Annotated in this window: 21 protein-coding genes and 2 pseudogenes; 16 read left to right on the plus strand and 7 right to left on the minus strand. The window is 40.5% G+C overall.

Annotated elements, in window-relative coordinates; all coding sequences use genetic code 11:
- Positions 1-460 (plus strand): hypothetical protein (locus tag MFLO_RS07835; protein WP_036097388.1); only part of this gene is annotated, 460 nt, incomplete at its 5' end.
- A 121-nt stretch (positions 461-581) separates the two neighbouring features.
- Here the strand turns inward: MFLO_RS07835 and MFLO_RS07840 are convergent.
- From MFLO_RS07840 to MFLO_RS07850, 3 genes are all read right to left on the minus strand, one after another.
- A complete protein-coding gene (locus tag MFLO_RS07840) occupies positions 582-1,730 on the minus strand; it encodes a GHKL domain-containing protein (protein ID WP_149023001.1) in 1,149 nt (382 codons plus the stop codon).
- Between the two features lie 162 nt (positions 1,731-1,892).
- A complete protein-coding gene (locus tag MFLO_RS07845; RefSeq protein ID WP_077913190.1) occupies positions 1,893-2,222 on the minus strand; it encodes a LytTR family transcriptional regulator DNA-binding domain-containing protein in 330 nt (109 codons plus the stop codon).
- 7 nt (positions 2,223-2,229) lie between these two features.
- Positions 2,230-2,640: a response regulator gene (locus tag MFLO_RS07850; RefSeq protein ID WP_051993554.1), complete on the minus strand. Its 411-nt coding sequence runs from the start codon at positions 2,638-2,640 to the stop codon at positions 2,230-2,232.
- 204 nt (positions 2,641-2,844) lie between these two features.
- Here MFLO_RS07850 and MFLO_RS07855 point away from each other — a divergent pair, with 204 nt between their 5' ends.
- The 15 genes and pseudogenes from MFLO_RS07855 to MFLO_RS07910 all read left to right on the plus strand — a co-directional run bounded on the left by MFLO_RS07855 (position 2,845) and on the right by MFLO_RS07910 (position 14,777).
- Positions 2,845-3,528 carry a cyclic nucleotide-binding domain-containing protein gene (locus tag MFLO_RS07855; RefSeq protein WP_036097391.1) on the plus strand — a complete coding sequence of 228 codons (684 nt, stop codon included), beginning with the start codon at positions 2,845-2,847 and terminating at the stop codon, positions 3,526-3,528.
- A gap of 116 nt (positions 3,529-3,644) precedes the next feature.
- On the plus strand, positions 3,645-4,970 hold the full coding sequence (locus MFLO_RS07860; RefSeq protein WP_036097392.1) for a hypothetical protein: 1,326 nt from the start codon (positions 3,645-3,647) through the stop codon (positions 4,968-4,970).
- 6 nt (positions 4,971-4,976) lie between these two features.
- Positions 4,977-6,452: an immunoglobulin-like domain-containing protein gene (locus MFLO_RS07865; RefSeq protein WP_036097393.1), complete on the plus strand. Its 1,476-nt coding sequence runs from the start codon at positions 4,977-4,979 to the stop codon at positions 6,450-6,452.
- A gap of 68 nt (positions 6,453-6,520) precedes the next feature.
- Entirely contained in the window at positions 6,521-6,880 is a 360-nt protein-coding gene (locus tag MFLO_RS07870) for a hypothetical protein (protein WP_051993555.1), read from the plus strand.
- Entirely contained in the window at positions 6,861-6,986 is a 126-nt protein-coding gene (locus MFLO_RS16820; protein WP_277619773.1) for a hypothetical protein, read from the plus strand. The genes MFLO_RS07870 and MFLO_RS16820 overlap by 20 nt, the downstream gene beginning before the upstream one ends.
- An 11-nt stretch (positions 6,987-6,997) precedes the next feature.
- Positions 6,998-8,306 (plus strand): annotated as a pseudogene (locus tag MFLO_RS17210) (nucleotide sugar dehydrogenase).
- Positions 8,290-9,012 (plus strand): YveK family protein, encoded by a 723-nt coding sequence (locus MFLO_RS07880; RefSeq protein ID WP_036097394.1) that lies wholly within the window; start codon positions 8,290-8,292, stop codon positions 9,010-9,012. The pseudogene MFLO_RS17210 and the gene MFLO_RS07880 overlap by 17 nt, the downstream one beginning before the upstream one ends.
- Positions 9,009-9,665 carry a CpsD/CapB family tyrosine-protein kinase gene (locus tag MFLO_RS07885; protein WP_036097395.1) on the plus strand — a complete coding sequence of 219 codons (657 nt, stop codon included), beginning with the start codon at positions 9,009-9,011 and terminating at the stop codon, positions 9,663-9,665. Before MFLO_RS07880 ends, MFLO_RS07885 begins: the two co-directional genes overlap by 4 nt.
- Positions 9,666-9,680: 15 nt before the next feature.
- Positions 9,681-10,327: pseudogene (locus MFLO_RS07890) on the plus strand (sugar transferase).
- A 2-nt stretch (positions 10,328-10,329) separates the two neighbouring features.
- Positions 10,330-11,079, plus strand: coding sequence for a WecB/TagA/CpsF family glycosyltransferase (locus tag MFLO_RS07895; protein WP_036097396.1), 750 nt, complete (start codon positions 10,330-10,332; stop codon positions 11,077-11,079).
- Positions 11,079-11,843 carry an O-antigen ligase family protein gene (locus MFLO_RS15995; protein ID WP_206538320.1) on the plus strand — a complete coding sequence of 255 codons (765 nt, stop codon included), beginning with the start codon at positions 11,079-11,081 and terminating at the stop codon, positions 11,841-11,843. Before MFLO_RS07895 ends, MFLO_RS15995 begins: the two co-directional genes overlap by 1 nt.
- Positions 11,840-12,064, plus strand: coding sequence for a hypothetical protein (locus MFLO_RS16000; RefSeq protein ID WP_206538321.1), 225 nt, complete (start codon positions 11,840-11,842; stop codon positions 12,062-12,064). Before MFLO_RS15995 ends, MFLO_RS16000 begins: the two co-directional genes overlap by 4 nt.
- A 41-nt stretch (positions 12,065-12,105) precedes the next feature.
- Complete coding sequence (locus MFLO_RS16005; RefSeq protein WP_206538322.1) at positions 12,106-12,342, plus strand: hypothetical protein; 237 nt, start codon at positions 12,106-12,108, stop codon at positions 12,340-12,342.
- On the plus strand, positions 12,339-13,736 hold the full coding sequence (locus MFLO_RS07905) for a lipopolysaccharide biosynthesis protein (RefSeq protein ID WP_241433587.1): 1,398 nt from the start codon (positions 12,339-12,341) through the stop codon (positions 13,734-13,736). Before MFLO_RS16005 ends, MFLO_RS07905 begins: the two co-directional genes overlap by 4 nt.
- Before the next feature lie 15 nt (positions 13,737-13,751).
- On the plus strand, positions 13,752-14,777 hold the full coding sequence (locus MFLO_RS07910) for a glycosyltransferase family 4 protein (RefSeq protein WP_036097397.1): 1,026 nt from the start codon (positions 13,752-13,754) through the stop codon (positions 14,775-14,777).
- A gap of 248 nt (positions 14,778-15,025) precedes the next feature.
- Here MFLO_RS07910 and MFLO_RS07915 read toward each other — a convergent pair whose 3' ends face one another.
- The 4 genes from MFLO_RS07915 to MFLO_RS07920 all read right to left on the minus strand — a co-directional run bounded on the left by MFLO_RS07915 (position 15,026) and on the right by MFLO_RS07920 (position 17,367).
- Positions 15,026-15,970 carry an alpha/beta hydrolase gene (locus MFLO_RS07915; RefSeq protein ID WP_036097398.1) on the minus strand — a complete coding sequence of 315 codons (945 nt, stop codon included), beginning with the start codon at positions 15,968-15,970 and terminating at the stop codon, positions 15,026-15,028.
- 327 nt (positions 15,971-16,297) lie between these two features.
- Positions 16,298-16,567: an SdpI family protein gene (locus tag MFLO_RS17215; RefSeq protein ID WP_149023003.1), complete on the minus strand. Its 270-nt coding sequence runs from the start codon at positions 16,565-16,567 to the stop codon at positions 16,298-16,300.
- Positions 16,568-16,613: 46 nt separating this feature from the next.
- Positions 16,614-16,820 (minus strand): alpha/beta hydrolase, encoded by a 207-nt coding sequence (locus tag MFLO_RS16390; protein ID WP_241433588.1) that lies wholly within the window; start codon positions 16,818-16,820, stop codon positions 16,614-16,616.
- 1 nt (position 16,821) lies between these two features.
- Complete coding sequence (locus MFLO_RS07920; RefSeq protein ID WP_241433589.1) at positions 16,822-17,367, minus strand: alpha/beta hydrolase; 546 nt, start codon at positions 17,365-17,367, stop codon at positions 16,822-16,824.
- Positions 17,368-17,387 lie beyond the last annotated feature (20 nt).

The raw sequence follows: 17,387 nt of genomic DNA on the forward strand, positions 1-17,387 counted from the left end.
AGAGGAGGACGCACAGATGTATGGGAATATGTATGAACGGGAACGAGCACGAGCCCGAGGAGAGGCTTCAGGGGACTATACCTATCAGGCGAGCGTCTTAAGAGAACGACTCAAAAGCAAGGAGTTAACCCCGAGTGAACGAATTCGTTTAAGACATGCGGAACGAGACCTGATCAAGCAGGCACAAAAAGTCGAGTTAAAATCTGCGGTCAATCAAGAAGCCAATCGTATAGAAGCTCACTTGACGCACAAAATGAGAAACATTCAGAAGAAATATGCCGAAGTACAAGAAGAATTACATATCCTACAGAGACAATTAAAGGATGCCTTTGACTCTGTGACAGGCGATGCCCGTGCAAGAGTGGTTAGTGACCACACATGCGCGGGATATCGAGCAGAGCCAAGAGGAGCTATATGTAGCATGGTAAGCGATGATGGGCTTAAAAAAACAGATAAATAGAGAATCCTTTCCCTTCATTCATTAATATCATCAGAAAAAATTCGATTTTTTACATATTACAACTAGAATGAAAACATTCAAAAAAAGAGCAGTTCCTAACAAAATTAGGAGCTGCTTTTTTTCATGAGTTGGGGATGTGACTACTTTTCTCTAGCGACATAATTTTTAAACCGGCCGATAAGATATTATTTTGTAGATGATAATTCAGCTCGACATTCGGATAGCGCTTAGCAATGCGAGTGAGGGTGGTAAGCCCGAGCCCCTTATGTTCAGCTTTCGAGGAATAGCCGCGCTTAAAGATATGCCCTAACGATAAGCCGAGATTCGTCGGATTTTTTACGGTGAAAAAGGTCGTTTGCTTATGATCTTCCGAGATGATCAATTCGATGAAGTACGAACTGCCTTGAAAATTTGTTCTTGCTTCATATGCATTGTTCAAAATGATTGAAATGGCACGGATGAAGTCAAGTAAGTCAGTCTCGATGTTTGCTAAGTCGTTGGTGATACTGACTTTGCAGGGAATGTCAGTTGTGATGCAATTCGAAATAAATTGGTGCAGCAGCGCTTTGATTGGCAAATTTGCAACGAATTCAATTTGTGAATAATATTGGTTTTTGTAGACCGGCATGGTTTGACCTTCGAGATTTTCAAGAAAAGTCAAGGATTCTTCTATCTTTTGTTCGTGTAGCAAACCCTTCATTGAAATTAGCAAGGCGTTTAAATCATGTTGAAATTCTCTTGAAAATTCATACATATTTTGCTCAGCGGAAAGTGTTTTTCGAAGCAGTTCATTGTCGGTTTCCAGTTTTTTATATTGAGCGACAAGGTACATGCCGAACAAGATGATCACGATGGCAAAAGCAATGAAAAAGATGATGTAAGCGACGGGGATGAGATTTTTACTGTCAATGATTTTATGATGAACCGCTAAAGTAAGAAAGAAAAGCAGAACGAGAAATGGATCAATGATAGAAACGAATCTGCCGGACGGAAGGTAAATGCGATTCCATAGGTTGTATTTTTTTGAAAGATATTGAAGTAGCCAAGCAATGCCGATTACAAAGGCAGCTTGTGTTGTAAATAAAAGAACGATGAGCTGGGCATGTCCTTCGTGTGACGCTGCAATTTGTTCTGGAAGGTCGAAAGATAGATACCAAATGAATGTGGAAATCCCATACTGAACCCAAAGGTATAAAGAGGAAAGGTATTTCCTGTTTAAATGGATGCTACTTGCGGCCCACTGAATGATAAAGAAAATAATGATCAGCAAGAATAAAACTTCTGTTTTCGCTATCAATAAAATGGTTTCAATCACGATAAGTAAAGCAGACAGAATGACGATCTGCTTCTTAGAAAAAAATATTTCCCGATGAACAGCATGATCAAAAAGTAATGCATTGATAGAAAAAGTGTCGTGAGATTATAGGCCAATTTAACGGTTCCCCCCTTCTTTAAAATGCTGCAGCACTTTTCGAATGCTCGGCGTATTCAGTTCAAGTGTATTCTCTCCCTCAAACTGGATAAGTCCTCTGGCAGAATCAATTCCTTTTACTTTCCTCAAATGGATCACATGCGATTTCAGCTCGGTATAAAAATGAGCCGCATCGAGTTTCGCTTTAATATCTTTAATTTTACCGTCAATAAATGATTCTCCAAAAATGGTCACGAGCAGTAAAGCATTCCGCATGCCGGGAACGGTTGATAAATATAAGATGTCGTCAAGCGGAACTGAGATGGTTTCGGTTTGGTTTTTAAAAATGATTTTTTTACTATTTTTTTTGTTTCGTTTGAATGTCTCTTTGGATGCTCGTAAGGCTGGCTAACAATTCTGATGCCAATATGTCTTTGTTCGGGGTTTTAAGTAGATAGGCAGCCGGATAGATATTTGCATTGATCATGTTGCGGCCAAAATTGGCAAACGAGGTTAGATAAATGATATAGCATTTGCTGTTCCGCTTCCTAATTTCCATCCCAATGTCGATCCCCGTGATGGAACTCTTCAAATCAATATCTAAAAAGAATAGGGTATCATCTTTTATTTCAAGTTCTTCAATGGAAAAAATTCTCGTAACGGCTTGAATATTCCATTTCGGAAATAAAAATGGATCGTGGATTGTGTGCAGCAAATCCATGAAATATGACCGAAATTGCAAGTCATCTTCAATAACAAAAATGTCCATCTCAATTAACCTCCTTTTTCTTCCTATAGGGTACGGGATAAAAATTGTCTTGTCTATATAGGAAATGTAAAATAAGTTTCGAAACAAAAGGAAAGCGCTTTCAAAAATAAATAAAGCTGTATTATATGTGCTAGAATGCATATAAGCTAAAGGAAAGACAGTGAGGAACGGGAAAAAAAGTGGTCGACAAAAGGAGGCGAAGCGATGGAGGGACATAGAGAAAAAATTAACACGATGAGTTGGGGCATTATTATTGAAGAACTGAGATTGAACCAATATCAGAAAGGTCTCGTGAAAACTGTTTCCTATGAGGAAGGGGAGCGAATTCCAGAAAATATGCAGCAGCATATCGGAATTGTTAAATCAGGCAGTGTATTTTCATTTTTTTCAGATCATAATTCAAATGTTGTGAACTTTTGTTTATCAAACAATCTAATTGGTCTCAGCAACCTTTTTCCAGATGATCGTTTAGAGGTTAAACCACTTATGCATCTAGCTCTCAGCAAAGTGGAAATTACCTTGATCAATCAAGAGTATATGCTCAATTACTTTTCAATCCGACCAGCATTCATGGAATACTTGATCAAGTGCATTAATAGTTTTTATAAATCGAATATTGAGAATTATATATGTTTGCAAGATGACGTTCATGAACGTGTTTACCAAGTCATTGAAAAACTGCTGCCGACCCATTACTACGATGGGACAGAGAAAGCGAAGAAAAGTATCAATATATTAAATTTTTTACTTGACCTTTGTCAAGTACGCTATCAAGAACGTCCTGCACTGGTCGGCTATTTTGTCAGATTCGGTATTTTACACATGGAAGGCGACAGCGTGATTTTTGATTTTCAGGCTATTAAATATTCCAAATTGAGAATAACGTAATTTGGAAGTGAAGGAGCATGATGAATTTCGTTTTTAAAGGAGGTGGTGCGGTGACTTAGCTTAGCACAATTAAATTCGGTTATTTTAAGCAAATTAATAAATATTGGGGGACGGTCATGAAGAGAAAAATGATGAAGAAAATATTTCTATCTACGCTCGCTGCTTCTGTTGTTATGACTAGTTTTGGTTCATTCAAAGCTAAACCAGTTTCGGCTGAAAATGGTGCAACTGTAAAAGCTCAACGACCAATTTCGGCAAGCGAACGTAATTTAGCCAAGTATTTAGAGAAAATGGGAATCAAAGTAACCAATTATAACCAAGGATTAACTGATGCGGAAGCAAAGCAAATGGTCGATTATTTGCAAAAGAATCCCCTTAAGCGGTCAAAACAAATGCGTCCGCGTCAAAGAGAAACTCGAGCAGGTGGTTTGGATACGTCCATTACACGTCTAACCGTGAAAATGAAAAGTTCGAGTAAAGGAAGCTTTATTTCAAAGTTCACACCGTACAATAGTGAAAACAAGCCATATGTCGGAGAAATGGTTTCTGTGGTAAAACTTCCAATGGAAGGGTCTATTCCTTTTGGCATAGATATCGGAGGAGAAAGAGCCATTCAAGATTATCGCAAGGGAAACTATGGCGTGCGTTTAATAATGCGTCTCCCGAAAGGTATGGATGCAAAGGAAGCATACAAAATTATAGATTGGGAGAAATCCATCTTAAAAACCAATTTATATGTCAGGGTTATCGGAGTTCCTCTTCCGCTTGAAATGAGTTTCCCGCTAAAATTTGATCGCTCAAGTATTCAGTTTTCTCCCAAAACGCCAAATGAGCTGAGTATCGTTGTGCGAGGAATGGATAAAAATACGACAAGTAAAGCAGAATGGGAATCTTATCCGCAATTCGCTAATGAGTCCTTGATGCGCTTAGCTGCAACAACAAATATTGGATCGCTTAGCGGGAGTGCTGAAGGGAATATTTACATGAATTTCAGCAAGTATGCTGGTAATGAAGATGATAGTTCGCCAGATAAAGTGCTCACAAAAGGCAAGCTTACACCAGCTGAAAACAAAAAATTTGAGATGCAGATGTTTGTTGTTGATCGATCAGGATTAACGGCGGGGAAGGCTGGTAAAGGAAATATCTCAAATGCGGAAGTCATTCCTGGAAAAGAGTACGCTTATCAAACAACGAATAATCAAATTCCGACTTGGCGTGAATATATTTCGCTCTGGGACAACCAGCAAGAATTTAATACGGTTCCGGCAAATGATCAGGAAGTGATCGGCGAACTTTATGATTTACCCGGTAAGAATATTTTTGAGAGAGAATTAAACTTGAATCTATTGCGAAATGGTGATTTTAACAAATTCGATCCGAAACGGTTTGACCGAATTGTCGATTACTATACGAAAGAAGAAGTTACTACAGAAAAAAAATAAAAAATATTGCAGAAATCAAAATCAATCATACGCCAAAAAGGCATCCCTTATAACAAAACAATAGATATTGAATATTCAGGTTCTGTAAAAACGTATGATGGAGTTGAAACACCACTAAGTAAAGCCGTACTGAAGACAACCATTGAAACAGAAGTTCCAAAAATTAAATTTGATCCTGTCCCGCCTAAACGTATTCAAACGGGAACAGAGTTGAATCTTGCAGGAACATTTGACGGCTTAACATCGAAAAGCTTTATTTTGGAATACAAGATTGATGACGGAAATTGGGTGGCTTACAAAAAATACAGTACTTCACCTGGTAATGAAGTGAAATGGTCAGCTCCAATTTCTAATCTTGCATCCGGAGATCATACCATTCAAGTGAGAGCGACTGACGATTATGGTAAAGAATCCAATTTGCTGAATCAAAAAATAAGTGTATCTGATTTACCGATTACAAAAGGAAACATTAAACCGAATGTGTATAATATCGGAGACACAAATGTGACTGGAACTTATCAAGGAGATGTTGCACGGCTTCGCTTATACATCAATGGTGTTTCAGCAGCATGGGGCGGTAGCGTTGAAAAAGGCAAGTTTGTCTTTTATGTAGGAAATCAAAAAATTTCGCAAAAAGATAAAATAACATTCAATGCTTACGATAAAGAAAATAACTTGCTTGAAGAAAATGTGCCAGTTCAAGTGAGCGAAAAGCAAGTATCCGGAACTATAACGCCGGATGTTTACAATCCCGGAAATAAAAACACGACCGGGAAATATACAGGAGAAGTGACAAAGGCTAGCCTGTATGTTAATGGAAAATATATTTCAACTGGCGGAACTTTTGCGAACGGTAATTTTAGTTACTATGTCGGCAATAAAATAAAAGCTCAAGATAGTGCTTATTTAATTGCAAAAGACAAGAGCGGAAAAGAATTGGATAGAAAGAACGTTGAAATCAAATCGGTAAATGCAGTCGGAACCATTAGACCTGATTACTATATTGAAGGCAAATCAACAATTGTTGGTAGTTACACAGGAGACGTATCAAAAGCCCGCCTGATCGTCAATGGAAAAACAATTTCATGGGGCGGTTCTTTTGCAAAAGGACGATTCTCTTATTATGTGAAATCGAACCTGATCAAGCAAGGAGCAAGTGTAACGATGGAAGCTTACGATAAAAACGACAAAAAATTAGACAGCAACAATGTACTGGTCAGTGCGACAGAAAAGGGTTCCTTTACTTCTGCTACCCATATCGTTGGTAGTTCAACAGTCAAAGGAACTTTTACAGGTGATATCAAAATTGCAAAAGTTTACATTAACGGTGTCGCTAAAGCTTGGGGTGGAGATTTTGGCGGCGGAGCATTTAGCTATTACGTCGGTAAAAATAAAATAAAAACAACCGATATCGTAACCATTGAAGGATACACCAAAGATATGAAACTACTTGATACAAAACAAGTAGAATTGAAAAAATAAACAACACCCAAGCACTTTATATCAAATAAAGTGCTTGGGAAATTTTAAAAAATTGATGGAGTGAAATGATGCGAAAAATAGGATTAATCTTACTTAGTGCAGCGCTTTTAGTCATTCTTGGAGCTTGCTCAAGCGGAAATTCCGCTAAAGAAAAGAAGCGTCCAGTTACAAGAACTGCAACAGAAAAAATGAATAAGCCAATTGTTGTGAACGGGATGGAACTTACAGTTTCACAAGAAAAAACGAGATCGGTCAAAGCAGGAAAGCAAATTAAAGATTTATATGGTTTTAAAATCCGCGGAGAAAATATTAGTAACGCCAAGGTTGGACTTGGCTCAATTGATTTCGTCTTGTTGACAAGTGACGGCAAAGAAGTAAGTATTGATGACAGCTTGGAAACCTTTGGAAATGAAATCGAAAAAAAATAAAATTATTCAAGGAAAAGCCTACTTTGCAGTAGATAAACGAGCTAAAGCAGAAAAAATTGCTTATAAACCAGAAAACAAAGTACTGATGACTTGGAAAGTCAAGTAAGGATGAGAAGAATGAAAATAAATACAATCGGGTTAGGGTATATCGGGTTGCCTACTTCGCTCATGTTTGCTAAACACGGAGTGAACGTAGTCGGCGTGGATATTTCCGAAACGTTGGTGGATGAACTTAATCAAGGCCAAGTTTCAATAAAAGAACCGGGTGTGGCAGATTATTTAACAAAAGCGTTGGAGGAAAAAAGGTTCCGTGCGAGCCTTAAGCCAGAGTCTGGGGATGCGTTTATTATCGCAGTGCCGACTCCAAATTCAGCTGATCAATTTGAAAGTTGTGATATTCGCTACCTTGTACAAGCGCTCCAAGCAGTATTACCAGTTGTGCGAGCTGGAAACACCATTATTATCGAATCTACCATTGCTCCGCGAACAATGGAAGATGTCATTCAGCCTTTCTTTGAAACAGCGGGATTTACAATCGGAAGAGACCTTTTTTTTGGCGCATTGTCCAGAAAGAGTATTGCCAGGAAAAATACTAGAAGAACTTGTTCAAAATAATCGTATCATTGGCGGAATTACAGAAACTTGTGCAGCAAAAGGCAAAGCACTGTATTCACTTTTTGTTGAAGGGACGATCATCGAGACAAAAGCAAGTATCGCCGAACTCGCTAAGCTGATGGAAAATACCTATCGCGATGTCAATATCGCACTGTCAAATGAACTTGTTCAAGTGGGGGAAAAGCTTAATATCAATGCACTCGAAGTGATTAAAATTGCCAATCAGCATCCTCGCGTGAACTTGCACCAACCTGGTCCGGGCGTTGGCGGACACTGCCTTGCGGTCGACCCGTATTTCATTGTGGCAGAAGCTCCGCGAGAAACGAAGCTCATCCAAGCGGCGAGACACGTCAACCGCGAAATGCCGGACTTTATCGTGCAACAGCTACTGGATATGCTGGATCTACATCAAGGCAAGGTTATAACCCTACTTGGATTAAGCTATAAAGGCAATACAGAAGATGTACGAGAAAGCCCAGCTGTTAATGTCCTTAATCGGCTCCGAAAAATAACACAGCTTGACATTCGTATTTTTGATCCGCATTTGCCGGAAATCAGTACATCCAACCTTGAACAAGCCTTAACAGATAGCGATTTAGCAGTTATTCTCACAGACCATAGCGATTTCAAGTCTTTTTCGTCTGAAGTTGTTCAGTTGATGAAAAATCGTGTCTTATTTGATACGCGAAATATTTTAACAGATACATCTGACTTTGATGAAATTTATACACTCGGCAGCCTTTCTAAAAAAAGGCAAACAATAACCGAAACGGTAAAAATCAGGAGAGAAAAGCATGACAGAGCAAATTGATTTGCAAAAAATATTTACCACTGCAAAACGTAATTTTGGCTGGTCTTGTCTCATCATCGCTGTTTCTGTTTTCTTCATGTTTGTCTATCTTACTTTTGTGGCGCATCCGAGTTACCAGAAAAGCACCCAAATTATCGTCAATCAGTATGAAAGCAAGACGCGAAACGGCATCGAAGCACAAAGTGTTCAAGCAGATTTACAGCTAGTGAACACTTACAGCACAATCGTGATGAGTCCGCGTATTTTAGGCGAAGTGAACAAGAAACTCGGAATGCAGTACAGCACTCAAGCCTTAGCCAATATGATTCAAGTGAAAAATACAACGAACTCACAAATTATAGAGATTAGCGTGGAAAGTTCAAAGCCGAAACAAGCCGCGCAAATTGCGAATCTTGTTGCCGCTACGTTTGTCAAGGAAACACCGAAGATTATGAAAATTGATAATGTCAAAGTTCTTTCAAATGCTGAATACACTGGTGATGAATCGCCAGTAAAACCGCGAAAAGCTCTAATGCTCGTGTTAGCCTTTTTCCTTGGCTTATTTCTAGCTTTTGGATTTATTGTAATTAAACTCTTTGCAGATCGTACTTTCACATCGGCAGAAGAAATTGAAGAATTATTAGAAGTCCATGTATTAGGCGAAGTGAGTGAGATTTCTGCGCAAGCAGATAATTTTATCCAAACAAGAAAGGAGTCGGGTGAATGATACGAAGTTCCAAATATAAGCGAAAAGATCGTTTTTCACCAATTGATGAACAGTTTAAACTCATTCGGACGGGAATCGATTATGCTGCAATTGATGAGAAGAAGCAAGTTATCTTGATCACCTCGCCAGAAAGCGGTTCAGGAAAATCTACAGTAGCCTCGCGACTTGCGATGGCTTATGCACAAAAAGGCGAAAAGACGCTGTTAATTGATGCGGATATGCGAAGACCAGTTTTGCATAAGAATTTTGCCAAGTTAGCTCAACCTGGATTGTCAAATGTGATGCTAAGCGAAAGCATTCTTGAAGACAGTTTACAAAAAATAGCTGTCACAAAAGACAGCCTTATGCTTTTAACAAGCGGAGCGATTCCGCCTAGCCCGAATGACCTGCTTTCCACAAAGCGTATGAGTGAAATTCTGACAGAACTTCGAGCGGCGTTTGACCGAATAATAATTGATACACCGCCCGTTACAATTGTCTCTGATGCACTTGTTTTGGCAGAACTTGCAGATGGAGCGGTTCTCGTCTGCCGCTATCATAAAACACGAAAAGACAAAGCGAAGCAGGCAGTTAATCAATTACGGCTCGCCAAAGCTTCCCTTATCGGCGTAGTTTTTAACGGAGTAAAAAATGCGGAGAGCTATTATTACTAGGGGAGGAAGCATGAAATGGAACCTACTAAAATGGATCTGAGCGAAATTATCGAGCAAGAAAGATATACCAAGCGAAAACAAAAACTCGGACTTTGTCTAAGTCTGTTTGGCCTTATTTTACTAGCCCCGCTGTTACTGCTTATTGCACTCAGCATCAAGCTTGAAAATCCACGAGCACAAGTGCTTTTTAAGCAAAAACGTGTAGGGAAAGCTGGCAAAGAATTTTGGATGTACAAATTCCGTACGATGCAGGAAGATGCAGAAAAACAGCTGCAGCATTATCTTTTAGAAAATGAAATCGAAGGTGCGATGTTCAAAATGAAAAACGATCCACGTATCACTCAAGTCGGTCGGTTTCTACGGAAAACAAGCTTGATGAACTTCCGCAGCTTTGGAATGTTGTAAGAGGCGAGATGGCTCTTGTCGGTCCGAGACCACCGCTTCCGCGTGAAGTTGCTGAATACACTTCTTACGAAAAATTGCGACTTGCAGTAACCCCTGGATGCACAGGACTTTGGCAGGTAAGCGGCCGAAACGAACTCAGCTTTCAAGAAATGGTGGAACTCGATTTGAAATACATTCGCAACAGCTCTTTCAAATTAGATGTTCAAATTCTATGCCGAACCGTTTTTGTAATACTTATTCCAAAGGGGGCATATTAACCATGCCGAATCAGCGCATACATTTGCTTGGCGCGAATTTGGATGCTCTTTCGATGCAGGAAACCTTAGCAAAGATCGAGGAACTTATTCGTTTAGGGAAGCCCAGCCAGCATATTTCAATTAATGCCGGAAAAATCAATTTGATGGTACGTAATCCAAGGCTCGCGGAAATTATTAATGCAGCGCCGCTCGTCAGTGCGGATGGACAATCGGTTGTTTTAGCCGCTCGCTATTTGGGGAGACATCTTCCAGAACGCGTCGCGGGTATTGATTTATTTCAAGAACTGGTCAAGCTCTCTGCCGAGAAGGGCTGGAAACCGTATTATTTCGGCGCCGAAGAAGAAGTTGTGGAGCGTGTCGTAAAGCTCGATCAAGAGCGTTATCCCGAGCTCGAAATTGCCGGATATCGCAATGGATATTTTGAAGAGGCGGAAAGTGAACAAATTGCTAAGGAAATTCGCGAAAGCGGAGCGGATATCTTGTTTGTTGCTTTTTCCAGCCCCAAAAAAGAATTTTGGATTCACGAATACCAAGAAACGCTCCAAGTTCCCTTCATGATGGGGGTAGGCGGCAGTTTTGATGTACTTTCCGGCAAGACAAAGCGTGCACCGGCGTGGATGCAAAAAGCTGGTTTAGAGTGGTTTTACCGTTTTCAGCAAGAACCGCGAAGATTATTTTCCCGCTACATCATCGGCAATCTTGAATTTTTGTTCCGCGTATGGCGTGAAAAAAGAAAGGAAGACAAGCAGTAATGGATAAGCACGTTTTAGACAGCCGCATGTTTATTGGATTCATCGTTATTTTTCCACTTATTGATTTTCTCAATGGTTTTTTCCTCTCAGCGAGTATCCCCATCCCCGTCGGCGTGCTTTACCGCTTGTTGTTTTTCCTTTTTCTCATTGCGGCCATTTTTTTCGGGAAACTGCCCAAAACCAAGTTTACACTTCTTGCCGCGATGTTCATCCTTGGAAATTTGATCCTCTTCATGCTTCAAAGCCTGCTGCTTGAAAACCCGCTTAGTTGGATTACGAAAGACCTTTCCGTATTTATCAAATATTTCTTATGGGTACTGATTCCGTATTACATATACGAGCGAAGAGCATTCTTCACAACCATATCCTATGAAAAAATCTTCCTTACACTTAGTTTTTTCTTTACTATCTGCCTGCTTATTCCTTATCTGCTAGGTGTCGGCAATCAGACCTATGATAATTCAGGTGCGGGCTACAAAGGCTTCTTTTTCGCTAACAATGATACGAGCTTTGCGTTCATGATTTCAATCACATTCACCGCGCAGTCGCTCCTATCGTCGCTCCGCCAAAAATGGAATTTCAAACCGCTTCTTTTACTAATGCTCTTTTTCGGCAATATCATCTGCCTGCTTCTCGTCGGCACCAAAACCGGTATCCTCTACGGCGCCGCAGTCAGCTTTATCTGCTGTTTCAGCTCTTCTTCAAAGTCCGCTACCGCTCGATCAACCATAAAATCACGATCTGGTTTCTCAGCAGCTTTTTGATCGGCTGGGTGGTGTTTAAAGGAATCGGCTATGCCGCACAAATGGTCGTTGGCACTTACGAACGAATCACGTATTTCTACTATCTTTACGAAGGAAACCTTGTACGACTTCTTTCCAGTTCGCGCAGCGACTATCTTTCAGGCGGAATGACCTCCTTTTTAAACGATCCAAAAGCCGGTTTCACCTTTTTTTTTCGGCCAAGGTTTTCAGTATCGGCTTGAAAATTTCGGCCGAGTGGGGCTGATCGAAATGGATTTTTTTGATGCTTTTTTTTGGACTTGGCCTCACTGGACTTCTGCTCTTATTATTTCTCTTAAGCTATTTCGTGCAGCTTTCTCTGCGTCATTCCGTCCGTTCGATTTACAGCTGGATGCTCCTTGTCGCGCTTTGCTACAGCTTTTTCGCCGGGCACATCTTATTTTCCGCATTGTCATCCACATTTTTCGGCTTAATCTGCGGCGGAATTATCCTTAAAAATGAAAGAAGGAAGCTCATTTGAAAGCACTACTCATTCGCTTCGGCCAGTTTTCGATCGGCTCGCTTGGTGCGGCGCTGCTTAACCTGATACTCATCCCGATCACGACTTATTTTCTAACCCCCGCTGAATACGGCAAGACCGGCATGTTTCTACTGGCACAAACAATGTTGATTTATTGTATTTACCTAGGATTCGATCAAGCTTTTACCCGTGAATTCCATGATTATCCGAATAAAAAATCCCTATTCAAGCAAGCGATGCTCATTCCATTTTCCTTTGCCCTTATCCTCATTCTTATCCTAGCGGGATTTGCCCCGATGTTTTCGAGCTTGCTTTTCGCGGATCAAAACTATGTTGGCATCATTTATTTACTTGCCTTGTCGATTGTTCTTTTGATTTTTGAACGGTTCATTCTGCTTTTTATTCGCATGGAAAATCGTGCTTTCAGCTTTTCCTTTTCCAATATTCTGGTCAAATTGACTATCCTCATTGGAGCACTTGCAGCGCTACTCTTTAGTTCAAAGACATTTAGTTCCGTTGTCTACGGTATGTTGATAGGGCAAATGGCAGGCGATTTTCTTTTAATCATTATTCATCGGCGCTTGTTTCAGGGAGAAAGCGCCAATCTCAACAAGATGCTCATTAAGAAATTAGCGCGTTTCGGATTCCCAGTTGCGGTTGGAACAGTATTTTACAGCATGCTAATTGTGATGGACAAGTTGTTTTTGCGCTACATGGCTGATTTTTCTGAACTAGGTATCTATACCGCAGCCTTTAAAGTGGCAAGTGCGCTGATGGTGCTTCAAATCAGCTTTGCGAATTTTTGGATTCCAACTGCTTATGAATGGAACAAACAAGCCAAACCGCTGATTTATTATGAAAAAGTAAGTCAGATGATCATGTTCGTGATTGCGCTCTTTTTCTTACTGATGCTATTTATGAAAGAACAAATTATCTGGATACTCTCGCCGGCCTACATGGAAGCACAATATATCTTCCCGTTGCTATGTTTTTATCCGCTTATGATGACGGTAAGCGAAACAACGAACCTTGGAATCGTATTTTCAAGAAAAAGTGTATTGAATATTTATGTGTCCATTATTGCGATGCTAGCGGCACTTGCGTTAAACCTTACTTTGATTCCGCTTTACGGGGCAAAAGGAGCGGCGGTAGCAACCGGTTCAGGCTACGTAATTTTTTTTCTTTGCAAGAACATATTTCTCAATGCGGGTTTGGGAAGGATTTTCGGTAAAACGTCATGTTTTCATCACGATGCTGCTTTTCATTTTGAGCCTATCAAGTGCTTTTTTACGGCAAGAATTGTGGGAAAAAGTGTGGATACTTGCCGCTATAGTTTTGCTTTTCTTGATGTACCGAACGGAATTAAAACAAATGTATGTTTTCATGCGGCGTAGAAAAGAGGAAAGAATATGAACATTTTAATGGTAGGACCAGATCCGGAGGCCAAGGGTGGAATGGCAACCGTGATTTCCAATTTCAAAAAATACTATGCCCATCCCAACCAGAAGCTGTATTTTTTTACGACTTGGTCGGAAACACAGAAAAAGCGCACGCAGTGGCGTGCGCTTACAAAGATTCGCAAGGAGGTTAAGCGAAATAAAATTGATGTGGTACATTTTCATGTAGCCCAAAAAGGCAGTTTTATTCGTAAAGCGCTTCTCAAACGATTACTCCCAAAAAGATGCAAGACGATTTTTCACATGCATGCTTCGCAGTTCGAGGTCTTTTATCAAACAAGCGGAAAATGGATGAAAGCATGGATTCGAAGTGAACTAAATGATGTGGATCAACTTGTTGTTTTAAGTGAAGGCTGGGCAGCATTTTATCGCTCGCTTACGGATACGGATATAGCGGTGTCGCGTAACGCTGTTCAAGTGCCGGAAGAATCGCTTTACCACGCGGAAGCTAAAACAATTGTAACTTTTGGGAGAATCGGGCAGCGTAAGGGGAGCTATGATCTTTTGGCGGTTGCGAAGCGAATTCGGGTCAAGGTTCCGGAAGTACGCTTTGTTTTGTACGGGGACGGCGAGACTGGGAAGGTGGCGGAGCAAATTGAGGCGGAACAAATCGACAATGTTTTATTAGGGGGATGGATTTCCAAGGTGGAACAAGCGGAAGTCATGCAACATGCGGCACTTCACTTTCTCCCTTCCTATCATGAAGGTCTTCCAATGGCTATTCTTGAAACAATGGCGGCAGGAGTTCCTAATCTTGCGACGAATGTTGGGGGGATTTCAGAGGCGGTGCAGCATGGCGAAAACGGGATGATCGTTGAACCAGGTAATATTGAAGCGATGGTGCTAGAGTTGGAGCGATTTTTGCTTGATGAGAAAATGCGAAAACGCTACAGTAAAAATGCTCGTTTGATGATTGAAAATGAATTTTCTTTTGAGCGGTATTTTAAGAGCTGGGCGGATTTTTATCCAGAGCTTTGAGTGCTAAAAAAGCTTTTTGTGTGAGAACTGAGATTGATATGCGAAACGGTGGGCATATGAATAGCCTTTCATCAGTAACGATGAAAGGCTATTTATATATTGTACAGGAATTTAAAAAGGCTGTTTCTTTGTAGAGGCGATTTAATGTTTATCCATTTGTATATGGACGGCTTTCGGTTCTTTCATAGATGCTTTTCTAGAGTTGAGTTGTGCCAAGAGGTATTAGGCATCAGAAAGAACGAGCGCACTTAATCTTCTTTTACCCATTCAGTCGACAAAGTCATTGCCGCTCGTGTTGCATGTGCTTGATCTAAGCTGTTCAGCATGACAAAATCATGAATCATACCTTGAAAACGAACTTGTGTAACTGGGACTCCAGCATCTCGCAAACGGCGTGCATAGGCCTCACCTTCATCTCGTAAAACATCGGCTTCTCCGGTTAAAATCATTGCGGGTGGCAAATCTTTCAAGTCGTCTTTCGTTGCTTGAAGTGGGGAGATCGTTTTGATCTGAGCATTTTGATCTTTTGGCAGATAGTTTCCCCAAAACCATTTCATAGCTTCTTTTGTTAAATAGTAATCCGTTTCAAATTCATCATAGGATTCTGTATCAAAGGCATGATTGGTTACTGGATAATATAAGAGTTGTTTCGCGATTTTAGGCCCTTTTCTATCTTTGGCGAGCATGGTTAAAATAGTCGCCATATTCCCTCCAACACTATCGCCGGCAATGACAATTCTTTCAGTATTCCAAGCTTCCTTGCTGCTATTTTCAGCAATTTTCAGCAAGACTGCATAACATTGTTCGATTGCTGTCGGATATTTTGCTTCTGGCGAACGGTCGTATTCAGGCACAAAGACAACTGAATTAGTTCGAACAGCTAGTTCGCGGACAAGTTTGTCATGTGTGTCTGCACTTCCTAACACCCAACCTGCTCCGTGAACGTAGAGTATAATCGGCAATACTCCAGTACTGTTTTCTGGTTTAACAATACGTACATTAATTTGACCATGTTCGCCCAAATCCATGGAACGATTTTCAATATTTGCCGCTTGTTTTACCACGGGCTGTTTTTGCAAGTCTTCTAACGCTTCTCTTGCTTGATCAACAGGTAGTTGATACAAAAACGGCGGTTTTTCGGTTGCTTTACATACATCTAGTGCTTCTTTTTCTAAGGAAATTCGGTTTGTCACTTTACATCCATCCCATCTCTTAAAATTTAAGCAAGATATTCGTCTTGCTAAGTAAACCTATCGGAATAGATTTACTTAGTTAAGAATACCCAAATATTTATTTTTGAAATCTAAATTTGACACCGAAATAGCAATTTATAAATAACGTTTTTTTGTTTTTTTTGTGGGGAATATAAAAGTGACTTAAGGAAAGAAGGCGGGGTAGAGCTATTTTCGTGTAGTCAGCGGAAAAGCTAGCGTCTAGAAGTCTAAAAAAGAACAGAAATCAAGAAATTGGACCATTTGCGAAATGGCTTCTCTTGGATTCTGTTCTTTTTGCTTGGGACTTTATAGTTTAGCTAAATACTTTTCAGTTTGGATAATGGTTAGGAAAATAAGCAGAATTACGATTAATAAATAAATGCTACTGCGAAAAATAAATGAGAGCGGGATGAACAGCATGACTAAGTACAGCAAAATCGAAAAAGCACCAAGCGCGATCCACAGCAAGCCGAGATACTGATGCGCAGCTTTGAAATGGCGCTCGCTTTTTAAGCTCGCTTTCGTTCGGTAAGTGAACGTTTTAGATGTGTCTTGCGGCGTAAAAAAAACGGAAATAAATGCCGCATCCGATTAATAGAAACGGAATAAGGATATCAATCATCTACAGCCACTCCACAATTTTTTTGATGCCAGGTTCCCAAAAGTTGAAGTTATGTTCACCAGCTGCTTCATAATAATTCACAGGAACGCCTTCATCAAGTAGAAATTGATGGAAATCGACGTTTTCTTTGTAAAGGTAATCTTCCGTACCGCAACTTTGATAAAGTTCAGGTAAGCGACGATTTTCACGTTTGTTTTTGCGAATCAATTCATAAAGGTCGCTCTCGCTGCCGCGAAGTGTTTTTTTTGCCGCCGGTGATCGCTTCTGTACTGAAATTAGCAAACGGTTTTCGGATGATGTAGTCAATATCCATTACGCCGGACATGCTCGCTACTTTCGCAAAACGTTCGGGATTTGTCAGCGCAATTTTGAACGCGCCGTAACCGCCCATGGAATGACCGGCAATAAAGGTGTCCTCCCGTTTTTTAGAAAGAGGGAAAAGGGTCGGAAGAACTTCTGGCAGCTCATAAGCCACATAGTCGAAATAGCGGTGCCCGTAAGCCATGTTTGCGTAAAAACTATGATCGGCTGACGGCATCACGACAGCAATGCCTTTTTCCGCCGCATAACGCTCAATGTTCGTGTTTCGGACGTATGTCGAATGATCATTTGAAAGACCATGCAATAGATATAATGTGGGATACTTTGTGAGTGTTTCTTCGCTGAACCAACTCGGCTGTTCGGGCAAAATTAATGAAACGTCAGTCGCCATCGCAAGGGCGTTTGAACGAAACTTGAAGTGCAGTAAAGCCATGGATCGTAATCCTCCTTTTA

Source organism: Listeria floridensis FSL S10-1187, from assembly GCF_000525875.1.
In the GTDB taxonomy this organism is placed as follows: domain Bacteria; phylum Bacillota; class Bacilli; order Lactobacillales; family Listeriaceae; genus Listeria; species Listeria floridensis.

Bases quoted from the DNA above. Each gene is read 5' to 3' on its own strand.
- MFLO_RS07850 (WP_051993554.1), bottom strand. From the start codon at position 2,640: ATGGACATTTTTGTTATTGAAGATGACTTGCAATTTCGGTCATATTTC.
- MFLO_RS07855 (WP_036097391.1), top strand. From the start codon at position 2,845: ATGGAGGGACATAGAGAAAAAATTAACACGATGAGTTGGGGCATTATT.
- MFLO_RS07860 (WP_036097392.1), top strand. From the start codon at position 3,645: ATGAAGAGAAAAATGATGAAGAAAATATTTCTATCTACGCTCGCTGCT.
- MFLO_RS07870 (WP_051993555.1), top strand. From the start codon at position 6,521: ATGCGAAAAATAGGATTAATCTTACTTAGTGCAGCGCTTTTAGTCATT.
- MFLO_RS16820 (WP_277619773.1), top strand. From the start codon at position 6,861: ATGAAATCGAAAAAAAATAAAATTATTCAAGGAAAAGCCTACTTTGCA.
- MFLO_RS07880 (WP_036097394.1), top strand. From the start codon at position 8,290: ATGACAGAGCAAATTGATTTGCAAAAAATATTTACCACTGCAAAACGT.
- MFLO_RS07885 (WP_036097395.1), top strand. From the start codon at position 9,009: ATGATACGAAGTTCCAAATATAAGCGAAAAGATCGTTTTTCACCAATT.
- MFLO_RS07895 (WP_036097396.1), top strand. From the start codon at position 10,330: ATGCCGAATCAGCGCATACATTTGCTTGGCGCGAATTTGGATGCTCTT.
- MFLO_RS15995 (WP_206538320.1), top strand. From the start codon at position 11,079: ATGGATAAGCACGTTTTAGACAGCCGCATGTTTATTGGATTCATCGTT.
- MFLO_RS16005 (WP_206538322.1), top strand. From the start codon at position 12,106: ATGCTTTTTTTTGGACTTGGCCTCACTGGACTTCTGCTCTTATTATTT.
- MFLO_RS07910 (WP_036097397.1), top strand. From the start codon at position 13,752: ATGAACATTTTAATGGTAGGACCAGATCCGGAGGCCAAGGGTGGAATG.
- MFLO_RS07920 (WP_241433589.1), bottom strand. From the start codon at position 17,367: ATGGCTTTACTGCACTTCAAGTTTCGTTCAAACGCCCTTGCGATGGCG.